At 46.1% G+C, this 22,336-nt stretch carries 15 protein-coding genes and 1 tRNA gene; 4 read left to right on the top strand and 12 right to left on the bottom strand.

The window, feature by feature from the left end; translation table 11 throughout:
- Positions 1–89 precede the first annotated feature (89 nt).
- Both Q4Q46_RS08295 and Q4Q46_RS08290 read left to right on the top strand, forming a co-directional pair.
- Positions 90–947, top strand: coding sequence for a LysR family transcriptional regulator (locus tag Q4Q46_RS08295; RefSeq protein WP_311905688.1), 858 nt, complete (start codon positions 90–92; stop codon positions 945–947).
- Between the two features lie 38 nt (positions 948–985).
- Positions 986–2,212 carry a DUF819 family protein gene (locus Q4Q46_RS08290; protein ID WP_311905687.1) on the top strand — a complete coding sequence of 409 codons (1,227 nt, stop codon included), beginning with the start codon at positions 986–988 and terminating at the stop codon, positions 2,210–2,212.
- 342 nt (positions 2,213–2,554) lie between these two features.
- Here Q4Q46_RS08290 and Q4Q46_RS08285 read toward each other — a convergent pair.
- Positions 2,555–2,631: transfer RNA gene (locus Q4Q46_RS08285), tRNA-Pro, on the bottom strand.
- A gap of 496 nt (positions 2,632–3,127) precedes the next feature.
- Here Q4Q46_RS08285 and Q4Q46_RS08280 point away from each other — a divergent pair.
- Complete coding sequence (locus Q4Q46_RS08280; protein WP_311890698.1) at positions 3,128–5,308, top strand: diguanylate cyclase; 2,181 nt, start codon at positions 3,128–3,130, stop codon at positions 5,306–5,308.
- A gap of 98 nt (positions 5,309–5,406) precedes the next feature.
- On the opposite strand, the gene Q4Q46_RS08275 is transcribed toward Q4Q46_RS08280, so the two are convergent.
- Complete coding sequence (locus Q4Q46_RS08275) at positions 5,407–6,885, bottom strand: alpha/beta hydrolase (RefSeq protein WP_311890697.1); 1,479 nt, start codon at positions 6,883–6,885, stop codon at positions 5,407–5,409.
- Positions 6,886–7,070: 185 nt separating this feature from the next.
- On the opposite strand from Q4Q46_RS08275, the gene Q4Q46_RS08270 reads away from it, so the two are divergent.
- Positions 7,071–7,553, top strand: a complete 483-nt coding sequence (locus Q4Q46_RS08270; RefSeq protein WP_311905686.1) for a DUF6942 family protein — start codon at positions 7,071–7,073, stop codon at positions 7,551–7,553.
- Positions 7,554–7,813: 260 nt separating this feature from the next.
- On the opposite strand, the gene nadE is transcribed toward Q4Q46_RS08270, so the two are convergent.
- The 10 genes from nadE to dapA form a co-directional block, all read right to left on the bottom strand.
- The gene (nadE, locus tag Q4Q46_RS08265) at positions 7,814–8,644 is read right to left on the bottom strand and encodes an NAD(+) synthase (protein WP_006086216.1); all 831 of its coding nucleotides are present in this window, start codon (positions 8,642–8,644) and stop codon (positions 7,814–7,816) included.
- Positions 8,645–8,845: 201 nt separating this feature from the next.
- Positions 8,846–10,150 (bottom strand): inosine/guanosine kinase, encoded by a 1,305-nt coding sequence (locus tag Q4Q46_RS08260; protein WP_006086215.1) that lies wholly within the window; start codon positions 10,148–10,150, stop codon positions 8,846–8,848.
- A gap of 411 nt (positions 10,151–10,561) precedes the next feature.
- Entirely contained in the window at positions 10,562–11,581 is a 1,020-nt protein-coding gene (gene hemH / locus Q4Q46_RS08255) for a ferrochelatase (RefSeq protein WP_311905685.1), read from the bottom strand.
- Between the two features lie 111 nt (positions 11,582–11,692).
- Entirely contained in the window at positions 11,693–12,337 is a 645-nt protein-coding gene (adk, locus tag Q4Q46_RS08250; protein WP_311905684.1) for an adenylate kinase, read from the bottom strand.
- A gap of 140 nt (positions 12,338–12,477) precedes the next feature.
- Positions 12,478–13,341, bottom strand: coding sequence for a co-chaperone YbbN (locus Q4Q46_RS08245; RefSeq protein ID WP_012587439.1), 864 nt, complete (start codon positions 13,339–13,341; stop codon positions 12,478–12,480).
- A 307-nt stretch (positions 13,342–13,648) separates the two neighbouring features.
- Positions 13,649–15,562, bottom strand: coding sequence for a molecular chaperone HtpG (gene htpG / locus Q4Q46_RS08240; protein ID WP_311905683.1), 1,914 nt, complete (start codon positions 15,560–15,562; stop codon positions 13,649–13,651).
- 181 nt (positions 15,563–15,743) lie between these two features.
- A complete protein-coding gene (locus Q4Q46_RS08235; protein WP_300482668.1) occupies positions 15,744–18,839 on the bottom strand; it encodes an efflux RND transporter permease subunit in 3,096 nt (1,031 codons plus the stop codon).
- The gene (locus Q4Q46_RS08230) at positions 18,836–19,918 is read right to left on the bottom strand and encodes an efflux RND transporter periplasmic adaptor subunit (protein ID WP_300482665.1); all 1,083 of its coding nucleotides are present in this window, start codon (positions 19,916–19,918) and stop codon (positions 18,836–18,838) included. Before Q4Q46_RS08230 ends, Q4Q46_RS08235 begins: the two co-directional genes overlap by 4 nt.
- 386 nt (positions 19,919–20,304) lie before the next feature.
- On the bottom strand, positions 20,305–21,402 hold the full coding sequence (gene bamC / locus Q4Q46_RS08225) for an NlpB/DapX family lipoprotein (RefSeq protein ID WP_311905682.1): 1,098 nt from the start codon (positions 21,400–21,402) through the stop codon (positions 20,305–20,307).
- 3 nt (positions 21,403–21,405) lie between these two features.
- Positions 21,406–22,290 carry a 4-hydroxy-tetrahydrodipicolinate synthase gene (gene dapA / locus Q4Q46_RS08220; RefSeq protein ID WP_311905681.1) on the bottom strand — a complete coding sequence of 295 codons (885 nt, stop codon included), beginning with the start codon at positions 22,288–22,290 and terminating at the stop codon, positions 21,406–21,408.
- Positions 22,291–22,336: the final 46 nt, after the last annotated feature.

Here is a 22,336-nt window from a genome sequence, read left to right as displayed (position 1 = left end):
TAATTATTCATCAATTCAAACTATTATACTGCTTGTAAACTGACTTCCCCCTCGCGGAGCATATGATGCGGATAACATTAAGACAATTGATGATCTTTAAAGCCATACATTCTGAGAAACAGATCTCAAAAGCGGCAAAAGTGCTTCATATGTCAACACCGGCAGTAAGTATGGCGCTTAAAGAATTAGAGAGTTCTTTAGGCTGTAGATTATTTGAGCGCATCTCAGGTGGTTTAGTGGTTAATGCGCACGGGGAAATAATATTACCTTATGCTAATGAAATGCTATCTAAAGGAAAAGAATTAGAAAATATATTTTCATTCCCTGAGCATGGTATTAAAGGGACATTAACTATCGGGAGCAGTAAGACTGCTGGTAACTATGTATTATCTAAAAAAATTCCATTATTTAAGAAGCAATATCCCGATGTAAAAATAAAACTAGTCATTGATAATAGTTTAGTGATTGAAAAAATGGTTTCAGAAAGAGAACTAGACTTAGGCTTTATTGATGCTAAACCCGCGAGTAAAAATCTCATTTGTGAGCATTGGTTACAAGATAATCTTTGCATTGTGAGTGGTGTAACTCATCCTGCTGCGAATGATTTAAATACAAAACCTTGGCTTAGTGAACAATTGTGGATATTCGACCATGAATCATCGTTCTCTCGAATTCGTGCAATTCAGTTATTAAAAAGCTTAAATATTCACGTTCGCGATGAAATCTGCATGTCAACAATTGGTGCAATTAAAAGAGCAATTGGAACGGGTATAGGCTTGAGCGTGCTACCTCTGCTAGCAATTGATGCCGAATTAGCACGAAAAGACCTTATCTTGTTACCGATTGATGGATGGGATTACAAAAGAAATTATTGGTCAATTCAGCGTGAAGGGGAAGAATTATCTGCATTAAGCATGAACTTCTTAGCCTTTAGCAAGCTACTGTAAAATAGCACATGCAAACAACTCTCCCACGGTGAATTAAAGTGATTTCGTCAGATCTTGAAATAGGACTTTTTTTAGGATTTTTACTATGCGGTTTATTTTACACGCATACATCCTCAATAAATTTTTTTAAGCATTTTTATCTAATTTTTCCTTTAATGCTAATGTGTTATGCCCTACCTGCCATTTTTAGTTCGCTACATTTTATAGATGCGAGTAATAGTCAGCTTAGCGAAATGGCAAAAACACATTTAATGCCCGGTTGTTTATTTTTGTTAATTTTAGGAACTGATTTTTTTACTCTAAGTTTAGTAGGAAAAAAACTTCTCGGCATGTATGTACTAGGTGCTGTCAGCATCTGTATTGGCGGCCCATTAAGCCTATGGTTAGGTTCTATATTCTTCCCATACGAACTCGTTTGGCAGGGAGACAACGCGGCATGGAAAGGCATGTCAACACTGATGGCAAACTGGCTTGGAGGAACCGCGAATCAATTGGCAATAAAAGAAATACACGATGTTGGTGATGCCGTATTTGCAGTAATGATGGCAATTAATATTCTTTTTTCCAGCTTATGGATGGTCATATTACTTTTCATTGCTGAACGCCAAGATAAAATCGATGAATACCTAAAAGCAAATAAAGCCTATAAACCAATATTTCCTAATGACATCAAGAGTAAGCCATTAGATAAGCAAACAACCTATTATTGGATAATGATATTGAGCTGTACTTTTTTAACTGTGATTTTTTTTAGTGAAAATTTATCGTCTTTCCTTGCTAACAGCATCGCTAACAGCTTCCCATACTTGTTTAAATATAATCTCACCTCTGATTTTTTTTGGTCTGTACTAATTGTTACTTTTTTAGGGTTATCATTTTCACTGACAAATGCAAGGCATGTCTTAGTCAAAGAAACTCGGCATATAGCTCTTTTTATTATCTATATAATGATAATGCTAATGGGATTAAACTTTGATATTAGCGCTCTAAGTGTCGCACCCTATTATGTCTGTATTGGTCTTATATGGTTCGCTATACACATAGTCATCCTATTTACTTTTACTGTACTTCTCCGCTTACCTATTATGTACTTAGCAATCGCGAGCCAATGTAATATTGGTGGTGCTGCATCAGCACCGGTTATCGCCAGTGCTTTTCATCCAAGATTGGCTTCCGCAGCTCTATTGATGGCAGTTTGGGGTTATACTTGGGCTTCATTGTTGGCGTGGTATTTTGGTTTTTTAATGCAGTTTATTCAACCATAAGATGGGAACAAAAAATGTGTCCAACTAATTTTTTACTCCCAATAAATGCCACTCCTGAATCTTCTAAGCACTACCCAAAGCTTTCAGCAAATTTCTATTTAACTATACAACTTATCCATTACCCCACCCCTATCAATCAAACCTCGGGATGATTCAACACTGGAATAAAGCCGTAGCTATGCGCAGCCTGCCCCTATTTGTTATGTTTTTTCATGATTCAAGCTAGTACACTTTACCATGCATATACCTAAGTCTTTTGGCATGCTTAAAAAGAACTTTAAAATCGCATAAAAATAAAAAGCCTGCAAACTATTAAGTTTACAGGCTTTTTTATTTAGAATTTGGTCGGTATGAGAGGATTCGAACCTCCGACCCCTGACACCCCATGACAGTGCGCTACCGGGCTGCGCTACATACCGAAATTGTTTAAGTGAATTGTATTATTAGCGCTGACTTAGTCCGTTATAACGTACTGGCTATTTCAAGCTAATTTTTTAAATCACTTATCACCTAAGATACTGTTTATGGGGTTTATCTTAAGTGAGCCAGAACTGTAGCAATTGCCTTGCAACTGCGCAAGGGCTTCATGAGATCTCTTTGAACAACTGCTTAGTTTATGTTCTGAATGACACAATTTTCATCGATAACCGTTCGGAAATGGCCTTATCCATTGGTTATAGCATTCGTCAGCCTGCGACTGACGAGAATTGACCTATCTTCAGCGAAATCATCTAATGGCACTATTTGTTTCGACAATCCGTTTCGACAATCCATTTCTATCATCAGCTTCAACAATCTATTTACGTTATAGCTTTGTTTGGGGAGGTAATTGAATGACTGGGATAGAGGCGTTGGGTTTATTTGTGCCATAATCACAGACAGTTAACACAAGCCATTTTCTAAAGGGACTTTTCTTTGCATCTACCCGCCTTCCAAACCACCCATCTCAGACTGGCCATTATTTTTGGGGTATTCGGCTTAGCTCTGAATCTTTTTCCCATCCCTCTATTCGCTAATGTGCAATTGATTCTCGGCAACGTGGCCGTGGTGATAGTGGCAATACTCTTAGGGCCTTGGTATGCGTTGATCACCGCCCTATTTACCGCAACGGGGCTCATGATCGTGTGGTCGAGCCCCCACGTGTATTTACTGTTTTTACTCGAAGCATTATGGCTTGGTTTTGCAAGGCGCCGAGATATTCAAATACTCTATGCCAGTGTGAGTTATTGGGTATTATTGGGGATCCCGCTGTTAGCCATTTATGTGGCTGTCATTGCTAAAATGCCCGCCAGCCACATTCCTTTTACCGCGATAAAACAAGCCGTTAATGGCATGATTTACGCTGCAATTGGCGAACTCTGTGTGGTTGCTATTCCAAGCCTATGGCATTTTAAAGGCAAGCTGACCAATCTTAACCGGCGCACTTTTAGCTCGCAGCTCAGTTACTTGTTTACCTTAATCATTACTGTAAGTTTATTAGTTTCATCCTTAGCCTTTAATCACTTTTTTATTGATAAACAACAAGTGATGATTAATCGCAATCTGGACGATACGGCAACCCATTTGAGCCATGCAACCGACAACTATCTCGCTTACAACACCCAAGTCATCGCTAGTACCGCCAAGTTTTTGAGCCTGTCGAATGCAGACATCAATGAGTGGCAGGCATTACTTTCAAGCATACACGATAGTAATCAAGGTTTTAAAACCATGCTGATTGCGAATGAACAAGGCAACTTACTCGCAGCCAGTCCAATGGCCAATATAGTTGAGTTAGACCGCCTAGCAGAAATCCCTTCTGTGATGGATAGGGAATACTTTATCCAAGCGTTTTATAACCATAAAACCTTTGTATCACCCGCATTTATCGGTAGAGGTTTTGGTAATGACGTAATCGTTGCCATCAGTGCCCCCATTTTTAGTCCAAATGCTCCCAATCAAGCCAGAGGGATAGTCGAAGGCAGCTTAGATTTACGCTATTTTTCCAGCATAGATAAACAAAACCTGCACCATGAGCAGCAATCTATTTTACTGACCGATGAGAACAATAATCTGATTTATGCCTCCCAAGGGTTAGGACTCGCACCGTTCACCCCCTTGTCATTCAGCAAAGGCAGCGAGATATATCGCGCCCGGCTTCAACTGATGAACCTGCATAATCTAGATTCAAATACCCCTGAGTACATCTATGCCCAGCATAAGTTAAACAATGGGTGGCAACTCTATGTTTTAGAACCTTTTGTGCCGCTTTTAAAACTGGCTGAACGCCAATATGTCAACACGGTAATTTTGCTGTTTTGCTCCTTAGTCGGCGCCTTTTTTATTACTAAAGCCATCAGTAAGTTACTGACCGAACCTCTGTCGCTTTTAGCGCAGCATTTCGGTCCCGCTAAGCAAGAAAAAGCCAGCGACGAGAAGTTTGAGCATGATCTACTCGATAAAAGTACCCCTAAAGAGATCTATAGCTTGTATGAAAGTTTGGCCTCAAACCAGCAAACCTTACTCGAACACCAACAAGAACTTGAACAAAAAGTACAGCAGCGCACCCAAGATTTAGAGGCCGCTAATGTGAAATTAAAGGATTTAGCCGAGCGCGATCCGCTGACGAATCTCTATAATCGCCGCTATACCGAACACCAATTCCCGCTCATCCAACAGATGTGCGAGCGGGGTCAAGATGCCATGACACTTGCCATAATGGACTTGGACCACTTCAAACAAATCAATGATACTTATGGTCATTTGGGCGGCGACGAGTGTTTAAAAGTGGTTGCTAAACTCTTAACCTCGCTCTTCAAACGGGATATTGATTTAATCTCGCGCTACGGCGGCGAAGAGTTTCTACTGATTTTGCCTATGTGTAATGCCCTGAAAGTCGAAGCACATCTTAATGAATTTAAACAGCAACTCGCTGATACTGTGATAATCAATCCGCAGGATAATCGAAGCTTCAATGTCACGGCGAGTATTGGCGCTGTGATTGCCAATGCCACCTATAGCGACTCCTTAGAGTACTGGCTTAAACAGGCCGACAATAACTTGTACCTGGCAAAGGAACAGGGACGTGATCGGGTTGTTTGCAGCCTGATTGTTTAACTGGCGCTTGTTTAGGAGAAAGCTGTTGAAGAGGCAGTCGTTCAAAGGTAAAGAAGGTTAAGGCCAGATTAGCTGAGCGGTTAATCAATCACAAAATCCTAGTGCATATGGGCGAGTCGATACTCATCCATGCGCTCAAGTAGATACGGGAAAAAGGGATTCCATTTCTGGCGCAACATTTCCGATGCCGACACGCTATATAAACCGCGCTCTCCCCGTGAAGCCGTGGCACCGATTTGGATCCGATGTGAATCAGGTTGAATGATCGCGCCATAGAGGCCATCATCCACACCAAAGGGTAACGCAACATGGGACAAGGAATACACGCCGGCGGGCCAATACAGATCTAATGCACGCACTTGTTCATTGCCTTCTGTGACCACTTTACCCTGCGCAGCTAAACCAAAGCTACGCGCTTGAACTTGCGTGGTTTCGTGACTGATATTTTCCACCACAGTGCCGCGATAATGCAGCGCAGGACTATTGATACTCGCCAACAAGCCCGCCAGCGGATCATTAGATACCATTTTGGCATTCACATCGAGTCGGTTCATGTCGAACAGCACGAGCTCATGGCCTTTTTCTGGTAACGTTTGATACAGATTATTCACCACAGCCGAGGTTGAAACGGTTGCATCCACTACCGACTGAAAAGTGAGTATCGATGGAATTTGTGCCCTTTGCGGCAAAGTTAATCCAGCCAATAAACCTTGGTTACGTAGCGCTAATTGATACACCACATCGCCCGCATTGACCGCAAAAGAAGTGTATTTAAAGGGATCGTACTCCACTTGAATGCTGTTCCACTGCAGTTTATCCAGTTCCAGCAACCGGCCTATCCAACTCTGCCAGCGCGCGGCCGCCGCTAATGGCGCTAACCCTATGGCGGGAGAGATAAAAATCATCCCAGCATAATCTGGGTTCTTATCTTGACTGATACGTTCTAATTCATGGTTAAGCGCTACGGCGGCACCGGTCGAAAAGCCTACAACAAATAGCGGTTTACACTTCAGAGATTGCCGCATATGCGCTGTGGCTAAGTTCACCGCGGCGACAAGATCTTGCCAATAAACCTCAGTTAAGCCACTCGGAATGGTGCCATGCCCTGGCAATCTTAAACCCAGAACATGGGCTTTACCTTTAAAATGCGCTGCCACATTGGATAAGGCATAGGGCGAGTCTGACATGCCGTGGAGCAGCAATATCCCAAACTCGGCATCGGCTACGGGCCATTCATAACTGCGATTCCAATTTTGGGGCCAATGGGCAGGATCGGATAAGCTATTTTTGACATAGCGGTTCACGGGAGAGAATTCATTGGCAGGAATTTTTTGGACGACTTTGCGCTCAACTTCGGCGAATAAGCGCTCTTCTAGCGCTAAGTACTCATTAAAACTAGCGAGTTTAGTATTGTAATGGAACTCATTATCTAGCTCGACCGTATGCCATAACGACAATTCAGGGCGCGCATTGAGAAAGTAAATCCCGGTCGCGAGTAACGCCAGCGCTATGCCAATGCTCGCATACAATGCGGCTAAGAATAGGTGTTTTGTCGAACCTATGATGATGGCCTTCATGGCTGTTCCTACATAACAATAAGATAAAATGAGCAAGCCAATTATACGGTTAGAAAAAAACATCCTTCAAATTTTTTACCGTAATAACATCCACAGCCATAAACCGCGCTATTTTATTAACTGCATAAGCCCTAATTGGGTTAGGATCGAAAGCGCCTTATTCCAACGAAACTTATACGCTCTCGATGATTATCGGTAATCCCTACGCTAGCTTCGCCTACTATCTTCCTACTGCGCCGCTGATACCTGACAACTGGCATTACACTCAACCAGACGCTGTCGCGACTCTGATAGCGTTAAATGGCAATCATTGGCGTAAGATCTTCACTATTATGGCAAAAATCAGCGCGGTCGGAGAGGATTGGCGCAGCTATCGTGACCAAGTGTTACTCAAGCAAAATGAACTGATCTGCATAAGCGGCACTGAGTTGATGGCAAACACGAAGATCCATCTCATCGCGGGGCAAGTGGCTGCAAAGTGTTTAGGACTCACCATGTCTGCAAGCGATATCCATGCGCAGCATTTAACCGCCCAAAACAAATCCATAACCGCGATGACGCTTCCATCTTCGCAGGGGCAGCATTGTTTACTCACGCCCTATTTGGATTATCGCCAATACCCAAACCAGCTGATCGCTCTGACACGGCAACACTTAGTCGTGCCATAATCCCTACAACAAGATGCCGTGGCTAAATGTTGCGACCAGATGCCACTGTCACAGGTCTCAGCAACATTCCTCTGCAACATCCCCCAGTGAGATGCCCCTGCAGGATAGCCAGCTTTAATGAATAATCGCAGCCAGTCTCCTCGTTACAGCGACGCCAACAGCTGTAAAGGCTGCCACTAGCTCAGCAACTAGGTAAAAAGACATAAAAAAGCACTCGTGAACTGAGTTCAAGCGAGTGCTTATTCGTGTACGATTTAGCGTTAGTCGTAGATCGTTGGGATAGGCTGACGCTTATGCTGCGTCGCCTTATAAATACCAATCAACTTGTCCTCAACCGCCTTGCCGACATCTTTACCCTCAAGGAAATCATCGATTTGGGCATAGGTTAGCCCCAGTGCGACTTCATCTTCGAGTAACGGTTTATTATCTTCTAGATCCGCGGTCGGCGCTTTATGCACTAAAGACTCTGGCGCACCAAGATAAGCGGCAAGTTGACGAACTTGGCGCTTATTAAGACCAAATAACGGCGCTAAATCGCAGGCACCATCGCCCCACTTGGTATAAAAACCTGTGATATTTTCGGCGCTGTGATCTGTCCCCACCACAAGCCCGCCCACGAGCCCGGCGAGTTCGTATTGCGCAATCATGCGCATACGAGCTTTAACGTTACCCTTCACAAAATCCACTTTCGCCACATCGGGTAAAGGCAATCCGGCTTCGGCTAACGCAGCAACGGTAGCGCTGTGCACACCATCAACCCCTTGATGCACATTCACTGTGACCAATTTAGAAGGTTGAATAAACTGACAGGCTAATTGCGCCTCATGTTCATCTTTTTGGATCTGATAGGGTAAACGCACGGCGATAAACTGGTAACCGCCTTGGCTATTTTCGTGGTTTAAACTGTCCACCGCCAACTGACACAAACGCCCAGCGGTAGAAGAATCCACCCCACCGCTGATCCCTAATACCAATGCCTTGCTGCGCGCTTCTTTTAGTTTGGTTTTAATAAACGCGACCCGACGTTGCACTTCGAACTCTGGCTCTATGGCCGTGAGTACCTTCATTTCTCTTAAGATTTGCGCTTTCACCGAAAATTCCACCTTAAATAATCGCTGTATTTGGACTATCTGAACCCGACTAACGTTAACATTTATTCGCAACTGCCTGTAGTTAAAATTAGCGCTTGGCCGATTGATTGTTGATAAACGCCATAAAAATAAGGGCAACAACGGTTTGCCGTTATTGCCCTAGCGTAAATCAGTCAGCTTAATACCAATACAGGTACTGGCTTATCTTTCCCAGTAGGATTCTTCTAAGCTGTCTTCGCGCTCAGGTAAACCACGGGATAAACGCGGACTATGCTGGGCTAATACTTCATAGGCGACGCGGTTAGCGTACTTACATACTTGAGAAAACGAGGAATAACACAGGCCATCGCGCTTATGTTTACTCGAACCCGGCACGTTAGTCTTATGGAAAGTATTGGCCGCCAGATCGTGTAATAACGCCGATAATGCGCCATCGCCAGCGCCATTGGTGTTACCGATTTTCTCTGGACCGCCCATATAAGGTGAAATGTGGGCAAACACTTTAATCGGTGTTTCACAGTCATTCTTAAGCTTTGGACGGGAGAACTCATAACGGTTAAATTCTGGGATCGCGCCCGGCAACAAGGTATGAACGGTTTCACGCTTTTCAGAATCTTCAGTATAACCCGCAGTATAAAGCCCGATAGGCCCCGCTGTAGTTAATACCATGTCACACCATTCCAAGGCTTTTTCACTGGCGAGCAGAGGATCCCGTGAACCGGTTAAGGCTTCACCTTCATCTTCATTCATCGCCAAAATGGTGACATGTTCTTTGATGAAGTTTTGCCACCATTGCGGATCTTCTTCAATCAAAAAACGCGTGCCTAAGGTCAATACTACCGGCACCTCGGCGGCTTTTGCGTATTCGATGGCGCACATGGCCGCATCGGTAATACGGTCGCCATCGCTGGCGCGCATTAAATATGCGGTCAGCACTAAGGCAGAGCTGCCCTGTATTACATCTTTATCAATATATTCAGGCGTGAGTTTATCCATCGAGCCTTTGCTAATCGCAAATGTCCGCTCGCCACACTCAGAAATCAAGGTAAAACAGCGACCGATAGGGCCATCTACAGGCTGTAGAAAGTTAAGGTCGACTTTAGAAGAGGTATTACATAAATAGCGATAAGCGTAACTGCCCACTTCGATATTCTGACTCATCACCCCGAATAACACTGAACGGTCATCGGCCAGAATAGAATAATTGTGCACTGTGTTGCCAATCGTGCCACCAGCAAATTCATCGCTAATCAAGCCATGAATTTTTAACTCAGTGTAGAGTCTGTGGGCCTGTTCATCATTGATCAGGGTCGAGTTGCCTTTTGGTAAGCCATAACGGCTCAGCAATTCGTCCTCCACTTTCGCTTCGATATCCACTAAAGTTTGATCAATACCGCTGATATAGGTCGCAAACGGCTGAGGCTGTTGAGTCAGCTGTTCAAGCAGCGGATCTCGGGTTTTAACCGGAAAATAATGTTTTGATTTACGCTGACCGGGAAACTTCATAGTGGCTCTCTTTTCCTGGCATCCATGCTAATTGGCGTCTGCCGAGGCGGTCAAGCCAAGCAGCATCCTAAAAATATTGAGTCTAGGCTAGCGAGACAAAAAAACCACCCCTTAGCCGGAAGGGCGCAGATTCTATCACAAAATCAGTTCGAAGCCAGTGCTCCAATACCCAAACAACCTGAAGATGCAGGATTCAGCGGGAATTTAACGCACTTTAGGCAAGGCGGTTATTTGCAGGCCTAGCGGGCTAAGTTAAAAATAACCAACGCAGCATAAAGTGCGTTAAAACCCGCCGGGACGGAGCGCCCAGGGCACTCCACTTCCGTGTTGCATTAATTCAAAAGGTGGCCGACATTCTGTCATTAATGCGCCTTGAATTGAAGCACCCTGGGCGCTCTGAAACTCGTATCTTCAGGTAGCTTGGGTATGGGCCCAAGATACCGCTTGTTCTTGGATTAATTGCCGTAATAATTCAATGTGTAACTCATCGTCGTTCAAACAAGGGATAAACCGATAGTCGCTGCCACCTGCATCTAAAAAGGTTTCCTTAGCGCCGATGGAGATTTCTTCTAAGGTTTCGAGGCAATCGGTCGCAAAAGCTGGGCAAATCACATCGACACTTTTGATCCCTTGTGCAGGTAACTCGGCCAATAGTTTATCGGCGTAGGGCGTTAACCATTCTTCGCGACCAAAGCGCGATTGGAAGCACACTTGCCATTGCGACTCGCTCAGCTCAAGTTTTTGTGCCAACAGTTTAGCCGTGACAAAACACTGCTCGCGGTATGGATCGCCCTCTTTCACATAACGCAGAGGAATACCATGAAATGACAAGAGTAACTTATCGGCCTGCCCATGGGTTTTCCAGTGACGTGTCACTGAATGCGCCAGCGCCGCTATATAAGCATCATGATCAAAATAGTCTTTATTAAAGCGAACCTGCGGCATGTCACGCACGGTTTTAAGATAACGGGCAACGGCATCGAATACACTTGCCACCGTCGAGCAGGAATATTGGGGATACAAAGGCAGCACAACAATGCGCTCTGCCCCTTGGTCTTTCAGGCGCTCAAATCCCGCATCGATGGAGGGATTGCCGTAACTCATACCCAGTTCAACAGGAATGGTCTGGTTAAACGTGGCACTTAAGTCCACCGCCAGCTTTTGTGCTTGGCGTGCACTTATCACCATCAAGGGCGAGCCTTCCGGCGTCCACACGCTTTGGTAGAGTTTGGCGACTTTCGCCGGACGGGTGTTGAGGATAATGCCGTTCAGCAGCGGTTGCCAAATCCACGGCGATAAATCAACGACACGCGGATCACTTAAAAACTGCCTTAAAAATCGTTTTACGGCCTTAGGGCTAGGTTCATCAGGCGTGCCGAGGTTAACCAATAACACACCAAAAGCAGGGGAAGGATTCAACGTTAGGCTCATGGTTAATGAAGTTCACTTGGAGGCTAACATTGCGATACCCATAAAAAAAGCCTGCATCGGCAGGCTTTTTTCTAATATGAGAACTCGTTCTCGTAAATTATGCTTTTTCGGTTATTTCAACACGCTGGCAAGCTGCTCACTCACTGCCGCAACCGATTGAGAACCGTCAAACTTGTTGTATTGAGTTTGACCAGCTGCAGCCACTTTACCGTAGTATTCAACCAGAGGCTTAGTTTGCTCGTGGTAAATCGCAAGACGTTTACGCACTGTGCTTTCTTCGTCATCTGGACGAATAGCTAAATCTTCGCCCGTTACGTCGTCTTTACCTTCCACTTTAGGTGGATTGAAAACCACATGGTAAACACGGCCAGAACCTGGGTGAACACGGCGACCGCTCATGCGCTTAACGATTTCTTCGTCTGGCACATCGATTTCAATCACGTGATCAATGCTAATACCGTTTGCCGCCATCGCATCCGCTTGTGGAATAGTACGTGGGAAACCGTCTAACAAGAAACCTTTAACACAGTCTTCCTGTGCGATACGCTCTTTAACCAGACCGATGATCAGATCATCAGAAACCAGTTGACCAGCATCCATCACTTTCTTCGCTTCCAAACCCAGTGGAGTACCGGCTTTTACCGCGGCACGTAACATATCACCAGTGGAAATTTGTGGGATACCATACTGTTCCATAATGAACTGGGCCTGGGTACCTTTACCGGCACCTGGGGCGCCCAATAGGATAATGCGCATCTCAAGAGTCCTCTTTTCGCATTGATATTCTTCTTAGGGCGGCGATCTTCGCACATCTGGCCGCCATTGAGAAGGGTTTTAGCTTCGACTTTAGCCTCAGAAACCGCAAATAAACTGCCGTTCCTTAGGCATTTTTATCATTAATAGAGCAAGGTATAGAGCTTACGGCGGTATTGATTGGCTATGGGATTACCTTGGCCAAGTGCCGTTAATACTTCCATAAACACTTGTTTTACTGTGCCATTTTCAGCACCTAAATCTTTACTGAGCACACCGAATAACAGATCTAATGCTTCATCATCGCGGTGGGCGGCATGCAATGCCTTACTCAGCTCGAGTAATAACACTAAATCTGTTGGATTTTGCTCAAACTTTTGCTGTAAATCGCGAATTTCAGGGGTATCCGCTGCATCCAAGGCAAGTGCGAGCTTAGCTTTTAAACTCTGGTAGTAACCGTCTTGGTCGGCAAGCCCGACTTTCTCAAGCATGGCTTGCGCTAACACTAATTCGCCCTGCATCAGATACACATCGGCAAGCACTAAACTCACCTCACCCGCTTGATTTGAGCCTGCATGCGCGTCTTTAAGCAACACGGCAGCAGTGGCAAGATCCTCTGCGCTTACTTGGCTCAGGGCGAGTAATGCTTTGGCCTGTGCTAACTGTAACTGCCACATAGGCGGTAAATGTTTGTCCAGCATGGCTGTGACTTGCGCCGCATCTTGCAGGCCAGCAAAACCATCGACAGGCTGGCCTTTATCCAATACTAACGTGGTCGGTAGACTTTGAATGCGAAAGTAATTGGCAATTTCTAATTCTGCTTCACAGTCAACTTTAGCGAGCACGAATCGACCCGCATTTTGCGCGGCAATTTGCTCTAAGGTGTGCAGCATAGCCACACTTTGTTCCTGCGGCTGTGCCCAAAATGCTAATACCACGATCTGTTGCATCGAGGCATCAACCACTTGCTGAATATTGTCTTTAGTCAGGCTGAGGATATTGTCCATAGTATTCCCTTAACGTTTAAGGCCTCAAACATAGGAGGCCTTATGCTTTTAAAACTGAGTGTTAGCACTCAGTTTCAACGCGCTATTTTAAAATCGTTGTCTTAACAGCTTGTATACCCAAGCAACCTGAAGAGTCGAGTTTCAGAGCGCCTAGGGTGCTTCAATTCAAGGCGCATCAATGTCAGAATGTCGACCACCTTTTGAATTGATGCAACACGGAAGTGGAGTGCTCTGCTCTAGGCTTAAACCACTCTTCCTGCACTAGAAACAATATCGGGGCCGTTCAAAGAAGGGCCCCGATCATCATTTACTTCATGTTAGCCAGTAACATTTGGTTCATCAGCTTGATAAAGGCCGATGGATCCGCAAGGCTACCTTTTTCAGACAATTGTGCCTGTTGCAGCAGCAGATTCGACCAATCCGCAAAGGCGGCTTCATCTTGAAGATCATTTAAGCGCGACACTAATGGGTGCGCTGGGTTGATCTCAAATGTCGGCTTCACTTCTGGCACTGGTTGACCGGCAGCTTGCATCAGCTTGATCATCTGAGTCGACATTTCGCCTTCACCCGCCACGACACAGGCTGGGGTGTCGGTTAAGCGTGACGTGACTTTCACATCCGCAACAGTCGAGCCTAATGCCGCTTTAATGCGTTCAACTAAAGCTACCGATTCTTGCTCAAGCTTTTCTTGCGCTTCTTTTTCAGAGGCATCTTCCAGCTCGCCAAGTTCTAAATCACCGCGGGTCACTGAGTGCAGTTGTTTCTCTTTGTACTCAGTTAAGTGGTTGATTAGCCACTCGTCGATACGCTCTGACATCAGTAAGACTTCGATGCCTTTCTTACGTAACAACTCTAAATGTGGGCTGTTAGCGGCGGCTTCATGGCTGTCGGCAACGATGTAATAAATCTTAGTTTGGCCTTCTTTCATGCGGCTGATGTAGTCCTCGAGTGACACAGTCGGCGCAGCACTGCCCGTATGGGTCGAGGCAAAACGTAATAAGCCTGCGATACGTTCGCGGTTGGCGAAATCTTCCGCTGGCCCTTCTTTCAGCACTTGACCAAATTCAGCCCAGAACTGTTGATATTTTTCCGCATCGTCTTTCGCCAGTTTTTCCAGCATGCCAAGCACACGTTTGGTGATACCTGTTCGCATCGCTTTGGTCACATGGTTATCCTGCAGAATTTCGCGGGATACGTTCAGCGGCAAATCGTTTGAGTCAATTAAGCCCTGCACGAAGCGCAGATAAGATGGCATAAATTGCTCAGCGTCATCCATGATGAACACACGTTGCACAAACAGTTTCAGGCCGTGCTTACGGTCGCGGTTCCACATATCCCAAGGTGCTTTTGCAGGAATATACAATAGGTTAGTGTATTCTTGCTTACCTTCTACCCGATTATGGCTCCACAGTAGCGCGTCGGTATAATCGTGGGAAATGTGTTTGTAAAATTCTTGATACTCTTCGTCACTGATGTCAGCTTTGCTGCGCATCCACAAAGCCGTCGCTTTGTTCATTACTTTCCATTGACCTTCGGTCGCAGGAATTTTTTCGCCATCTGGACCATCACGCTCTGGCGTACCCTCTTGCCACATTTCGACCGGTACAGAGATGTGATCTGAGTATTTAGTAATGATTGAACGCAGGCGCCAATCATCGGCAAATTCTTTTTCTTCATCACGCAGGTGCAGGGTGATTTCAGTACCACGGCTCGCCTTAGTGATGGTATCAACGGTGAAGTTACCCTCGCCTTCTGATTCCCACAATACAGCTTCATCGGCCTTATGACCGGCAGCGCGAGTGCGAACCGTGACTTTCTTGGCCACGATAAAGGCTGAATAGAAACCGACACCGAACTGGCCGATTAACTGTGAATCCTTTGAGGATTCGCCCGATAGATTTTTAAAGAAATCAGCGGTGCCCGACTTAGCGATTGTGCCTAAATGCTCAATTACGCCGTCACGGGTCATACCCACGCCGTTGTCTTCGATGGTCACAGTGCCTTTTTCTTTATCAGCACTGATACGGACTCGCAGTTCACCGTCGCCTTCGTACAGAGCGTCATTGGTCAACGCCAGATAACGCAGCTTGTCCGCTGCATCCGCAGCGTTGGAGACCAGTTCACGCAAGAAAATTTCTTTGTTGGAATACAAAGAATGGATCATCAAATGCAACAGCTGTTTGACTTCTGTTTGAAAACCATGAGTTTCTTGTTGTGACATGAAATTTTCCTTTATTTGTTACGCAATTTGGTAAAAGTAACGCTTAGTGTTTACTAAATGGGGCTCCAAATTTGCTTTTCAAGGGCAAGGGCTAAAACGAGGTTCGAATGGCTAAAAATAAGGCGCTTGATGAATACCAAGCGCCTTATATGTGTGCTTTGAACATCAGCCGATGTAGGCGTTAGTCTTGGGCTAGTTCTTTTTCTAACTGTTGGGCTATGGCTTCGGGCGATCCACTGTTACGGGCAAAGAGTCCATAAGCGGCGGGGATCACGAAGATAGTGAATAGGGTTGCCAGTAAAATCCCCGACAACACAACCACACCAATCACAAAACGGGTTTCAGCGCCCGCGCCTGCGGCCATGACCAAAGGTACAGCGCCAGCGGCGGTGGTGATGCCTGTCATGAGAATAGGTCGTAGACGCTGCGCCGAGGCTTGGATAATCGCCTTATCAAAATCAACGCCTTTATCCCGCAATTGGTTCGCAAACTCGACAATCAAGATGCCGTTTTTGGCCGCCAACCCGACCAGCATAATAATGCCTATCTGACTGTAAATATTAAGACTCTGCCCCGTGAGCCACAAACCAATTAAGGCGCCCACGGTCGCCAGCGGCACAGTCAGCATGATGACCATAGGGTGAATGTAACTCTCGAACTGCGCCGCCAGCACGAGGAATACAATCCCCAGCGCGAGCAAGAACACGAAGTACATAGAGCTACCCGACTCTTGATAATCGAGGGATTGGCCCTTATAGCTAATTACCGCCTCTGCTGGCAAATAAGCACGCGCCAATTGATTCATATAATCAAGGGCTTCACCTAGGCTATAACCATCTTCTAAACTGGCTTCTATGGTGATAGCGCGCATACGGTTGTAACGGTTAAGCGAACTGGCGTCGGCAAACTCTTCCACCGTCACTAAGTTCGACAGCGGGATAAGTTCTTGAGTGCGCTCGGAACGTACATAGATGTTTTGCAGATCCGCTGCGGTATTTTGATTACCGCGCTCGCCTTCAATGATCACATCGTATTCTTCACCGTCACGCATAAAGGTCGTGACTAAGCGTGAGCCCAACATGGATTCCAACGTACGACCAATATTTGAAATCGATACCCCAAGGCTCGCCGCTCTGTCTCTGTCGATGACGACGCGAAGCTGCGGCTTAGTCTCTTTATAGTCGTGATCTAAACCGAGTAATTTAGGATTCTGTGCCGCCTTTTGCATCATAATATCGCGCCAGCGGGCCAGCTCTTCGTAGCTTGGGCCGCCAATCACAAACTGCACGGGTTTACCGACGCCACGGCCAAAAGCTTGGCGCATCACAGGAAACGCTTGCACCCCAGCAAGATCGGCAAGCCGTTTGTTAATGTCTGCAATCACTTCTTTAACGGGGCGACGTTTGCCCCAATCTTCCAGCACGACGATGGCCATACCATTAGAGAAATCCGCAGCGCGGCCAAAACCACGGGGGGCACGAATGAGCAGACGTTTAATATCACCCGTGTCAACCAGCGGCATCAAGCGGTTTTCCACTTCATTCATGTAGGATTCTATGTATTCGTAACTCGCGCCTTGCGGTCCGTTGACCATCAAGAATAACGAGCCTCGGTCTTCCTGCGGTGCAAATTCCTGCGGCACTTTTTGAGCTAAATAGGCACTTGAGCCCAAGGCTATCAACACCAAAATCGACATCAATAACGGGTGGGCCATGGCAGACTTTAACGATAATTGATAACGGTTTGACACTTTGGTCATGATGCCGTCAACCTTACGCACCAACCAAGAATCCTGCGAGCTAGGCTTGAGCAACTTAGAACACATCATAGGTGTGAGCGTCAAAGCGACTAGGCTAGAGAACAGCACCGCTGCACTCATGGTCACAGCAAACTCTTTGAATAGTTTACCTAAGTCGCCTTCAAGGAAAGTGATTGGCATAAACACGGCGACCAAGACTAAGGTGGTCGCGATGACCGCAAAGGCCACTTCACGTGCACCGAGGAAGGCCGCTTTTAAGGGCGAATCTCCTTCTTCAATACGGCGGTGAATGTTTTCCAGCATCACAATCGCATCGTCCACCACCATGCCGATGGCGAGGATCATCGCCAACAAGGTCAAAAGGTTGATGGTATAACCAAGCGCATACAGCACAATAAAGGTGCCAAGCAAGGACACAGGCACAGTGATCGCGGGGATCAACATGGCGCGCACACTGCCAAGGAACAGATAAATCACGATAATCACTAGGACCATCGCAGTGAACAGGGTTTGGTACACTTCTTTAATCGAGGCTTCGATAAACACTGAGCTATCGTAGCTGCGCTTAATGGACATACCCGCTGGCAAAGTTGGATTGATTTTGTCGACCAGCGCATTCACCGCACGCGCCACTTCCAAGGTATTGGCGGTTGACTGCTTAGACACGCCTAAACCTATCATCGCCTCTTTGTTGCCACGGAACATAATCCGCTCTTCTTCAGAGCCGATTTCCACCCGCGCGACATCCCCCAGTTTAACTAAGTAACCGTCTTCCCCTTGGGTGATCACTAGATTTGCGAAATCTTCGGCGGTGCGATAACCCCGCTCGAGCCTCACCGTAAAATGCCGCTCCTTGGATTCAATCGAACCTGCGGGTAACTCGACGTTCTCGGCTCTAAGCGCTGACTCCACATCGGCAACTGTTAAACTGCGCGATGCCAAGGCTTGTCTGTCTAGCCATATCCGCATCGCATACACTTTACCGCCACCGATACGCATCCGCGCCACACCATCGACCACAGAAAAGCGATCAGCTAAATAGCGGTTGGTGTAATCGGTCAATTCGAGGGTCGTCATTTGATCCGACACCAAATTGAGCCACATGATCACTTCATCGCCGCCATTAGCTTTTTGCACTTCTGGGGGATCGGCCTCCTCGGGTAAATTGTCGAGTAAGCCAGAAATACGGTCGCGTACATCGTTAGCCGCATCTTCAATATTGCGGCTAATATCAAACTCTAAGGTGACGGATGAACGGCCATCACTGCTCGATGAACTCACGTGCCGAATGCCTTCGACGCCGCTGATCCTGTCCTCAATCAATTGGGTAATGCGGCTTTCTACCACGGCGGCACTGGCGCCGCGGTAGTTAGTGTCGATAGACACCACGGGCGGATCGATGTTTGGGTATTCACGCAGGGGTAATTTATCAAAGGAGACAAGCCCGAAGGCGACCAGCAGCAAGCTGATCACTGAGGCAAATACGGGACGTTTTACCGAGAGATCAGTGAGGATCATACACTTGGCTCCGCGCTCGTATCCGCAAGATAACTAAACTTTTCCGCGAACTCAGTTTGCACTTTATCCCCAGGATGGACTTTCAATAAGCCACGGATCACCACGTTTTCGCCCAAGACTAAACCGTCTAAGATCTCAACCCAACCACGGGTACGAATCCCGATAGTGACTTGTTTACGCTCAATCACATTGTCGGCATTAACACTGTAAACAAAGTGATCATTCTGGATCGGGATAATGGCAGATTCAGGCAACATCAAGGCTTCGCGGCTACGTTTAATGAGTTTGACCTTCATCAACATCCCCGGTAATAAGCGCAGCTCAGGATTGGGAATTTCGGCGCGGACGATCACCGTGCGCGTCGTTGGGTTTACGCGGCTATCAATCGAAGTCACTACGCCTTTGAAGGTAAAATCAGGGAAGGCCACGGCTTTGGCTTCAACTTTCTTGCCCGGCGCTAAATCTTGAATAAAACGCTCAGGTACTGAAAAATCGAGTTTAATCTTAGAGATATCATCGAGCGTGGTAATTTCAGTGCCGGGCGACACTAAACTGCCGACACTGATTTGACGTAAACCTAAACGGCCATTAAAAGGCGCAAGAATACTGCGATCATTGAGTGATGCTTGCGCCTGTTCAAGCTCTGCGCGGGTGGTATCGATAAGGGTTTGTAATCTGTCGCGTTCTAACTCTGCCACAGTGCGGCTCGTGACTAACGAACTGATACGGTTGAATTCACGTTGATTATCACTGACTTTAACTTGCGCGGCTTTTACCTTAGCAATCTGTTCCGCATTTTGCAGTTGGACTAACAAGTCCCCCTTCTTAACTATGTCACCATCATCAAACTTAATCGCTGTCACTATGTCGGTGACTTTAGGGGTTATAGTCACTGATTCCGCGGCTTTGTTGGTGCCGATGGCTTCCACTTCATCGCGAATAGGTGCCATCGCGGCGGTGGCAATCACCACGTTGGGCATAAGATTAACTTGCGCTTTGGCAATCTCTTGCGGTTGCATGGCTTGATATCCAAACCATGCCGCAGCCAATAGGGCGATTATTAGAATAATTTTTTTCATCGGGCTTCCAAGGGATGACTCGCATTAATGACGGCTAGTTTACTCACTCACATCATCGCATCAATACGTTTTACTTTTTCTTACAAATTACGCTGATAGCGCAAAATAGCTGTAATTAAGTGTCTTTGGCGATATCAGTGGCACAACAACCAGAATGCAGTACGATAACAAGATTAATTAGTGATTCTTACCATAGATAACAGATTAAACAGAACTTAACACTAAAACCACTCGATAAATATTGATATAGAGACAATTAAATCCTAAAACACCGTTTGCTTAGATAACCATCAAAACCTGATCCATCTCAGAGCTAAACCCCGATCCATAAATCGCAGCCAATAAAAAAGGGCGATAATTCGCCCTTCTCTCATCAACCGTTGAAATTAACGCAGTTTGCGTTCTTCTTTCATCAGGTTTGACAGTGACTGATACACATTGGTAACGACTTCATCGCTCAATGGCTGATCTTCAGCATCGCGGAGGAAGATCTTAGTCTCTTCAGGCGTATCGCCATCTTCAAGCAGTAAACGGTAGCTGCCTTCTTTTAGCGCTAACTTATCTTCGCCCCACAATGAACTCCAGAAACCTGAGTTATCGTCAAACTTGATAAAGTACAATCCTTTCGCGCTATCCATATCGGCAATTTCGAAGCCCATTTCTGGCAGCACGATACGCAGACGATCCCACACTTGTTTGTAAGGGGCTTTAGCAGACCAGTAGGCTTTGCCTTCTTCTGGCGTGACTAAATCAACATTGATACCTAAGGTTTGCTTCAAACGATTCGCTTGGATCGCATGGTCGCGCTTAACGCTGATGTACGCAATCGCACTGTTCAGCATATCAATCGTGTATCTTTGTTTATCTTCGCCACTTAATAACACGTTTTGTGCTTTATCGTCGTAAAACTCTTCGTGTTCAACTAAGTGAATAACGATATTGGCAGTGCGACCATGTGGACGTGTTTCCACATCAAAACGGTAGCGTTGGCGCAACAGATAAACTTTATCTGAACCCCACATGTTTGATTCGATCACTTCGCGACTTTCGATCCAATCGGTTTCTATGTTGCCTTTATCAAAATCACGGCTACGAACAGCGATACCTTTTTGGGCCAAGAAACCATCTAAGTTGCTAAAGATCTCTTGTTTCAAGTCCACTGTATTGTCGATAGATTCGACCACGATTTTAATGTTGTCGCTGCCCTCTTCCACGTGAGTACCTTCAGCCATAGGCAGTACTTGCAGTGGCGGACGGATATCCAAATTTTTACCGTAGACAGTAGCATTGGCTTTAGGGCCCAATGCTGGCACATCAAATTCTTTATTGTAGGGCGGTGTTTTTAATCCAGCAGGGATTTTAAGCAAAGGCGCTTGCTCAGCCTGAACATAGTCTTCAGTACCATTCGCTTGACGGCGATCGAGTGGCGAACTACAGGCTGCAACGGCAGCAACTAAGATCAGTGGGGTGACTTTCTTTAACATTAATTATTTAACCTCTATCTGGGCACGAGTCATTGCTTCTATCAACAGACCATGACATTGCTCAGAAAGTTCAGTCAAAGGTAAACGAATATGGCCACATTCAATCAAACCCATACGATGGGCAGCCCATTTAACTGGGATAGGATTGGCTTCACAAAAGAGTGTGCTGTATAAACCGCGCAGCGGTGTGTCTATGCTCAGCGCAAGCTCAGCATTGCCGGCAAGCGCCGCATCACACATAGCTTTAAAGGCTTGTGGCACTATGTTGTTCGCCACTGAAATTACACCATTGCCGCCTAAGAGTAAGAACTCTCTGGCAGTGGCATCATCGCCGCTATACAAGAGGAAATCGTCGCCGCACAGTTCGCGCAGACGTTTTACACGGGATAAATCACCGGTCGCTTCTTTCACGCCAATAATGTTGCTCACAATGACTAACTCGGCAACGGTTTCTGGCAACATATCAACGGCAGTACGGCCAGGGACATTATAAAGAATTTGTGGAATATCAGTGCTGGCAGCCACGGCTTTATAATGTGCAATCAATCCCTTAGGAGTTGGCTTATTATAATATGGCGTTACGCCAAGCATAGCGGCAACACCCACCTTAGATAAGGACTTGGTGAGCTCAACGGCTTCAGATGTGGCATTGGCACCATTGCCACCAATGACAGGAACGCGGCCCGCAGCAAATTTAACGGTTTGTGAAACGACCGTTACATGCTCAGACATAGGCAGAGTCGCTGACTCGCCAGTAGTACCAACGGCCACAATGGCATCTGTGCCTTGGTCAATATGGAATTCGACTAACCTTTCAAGACTTGCAAAATCTACTGAGCCATCACTGTTCATTGGCGTGATTAAGGCTACGATGCTTCCGTTTATCATCTGACTTTCCCCAAGATTTCAGGATTCGCTATGGTACTGATGCCAA

The organism is Shewanella vaxholmensis, assembly GCF_031932135.1.
Classification (GTDB): Bacteria; Pseudomonadota; Gammaproteobacteria; order Enterobacterales; family Shewanellaceae; genus Shewanella; species Shewanella hafniensis.
This window is presented reverse-complemented; position numbering and strand designations above follow the sequence as displayed.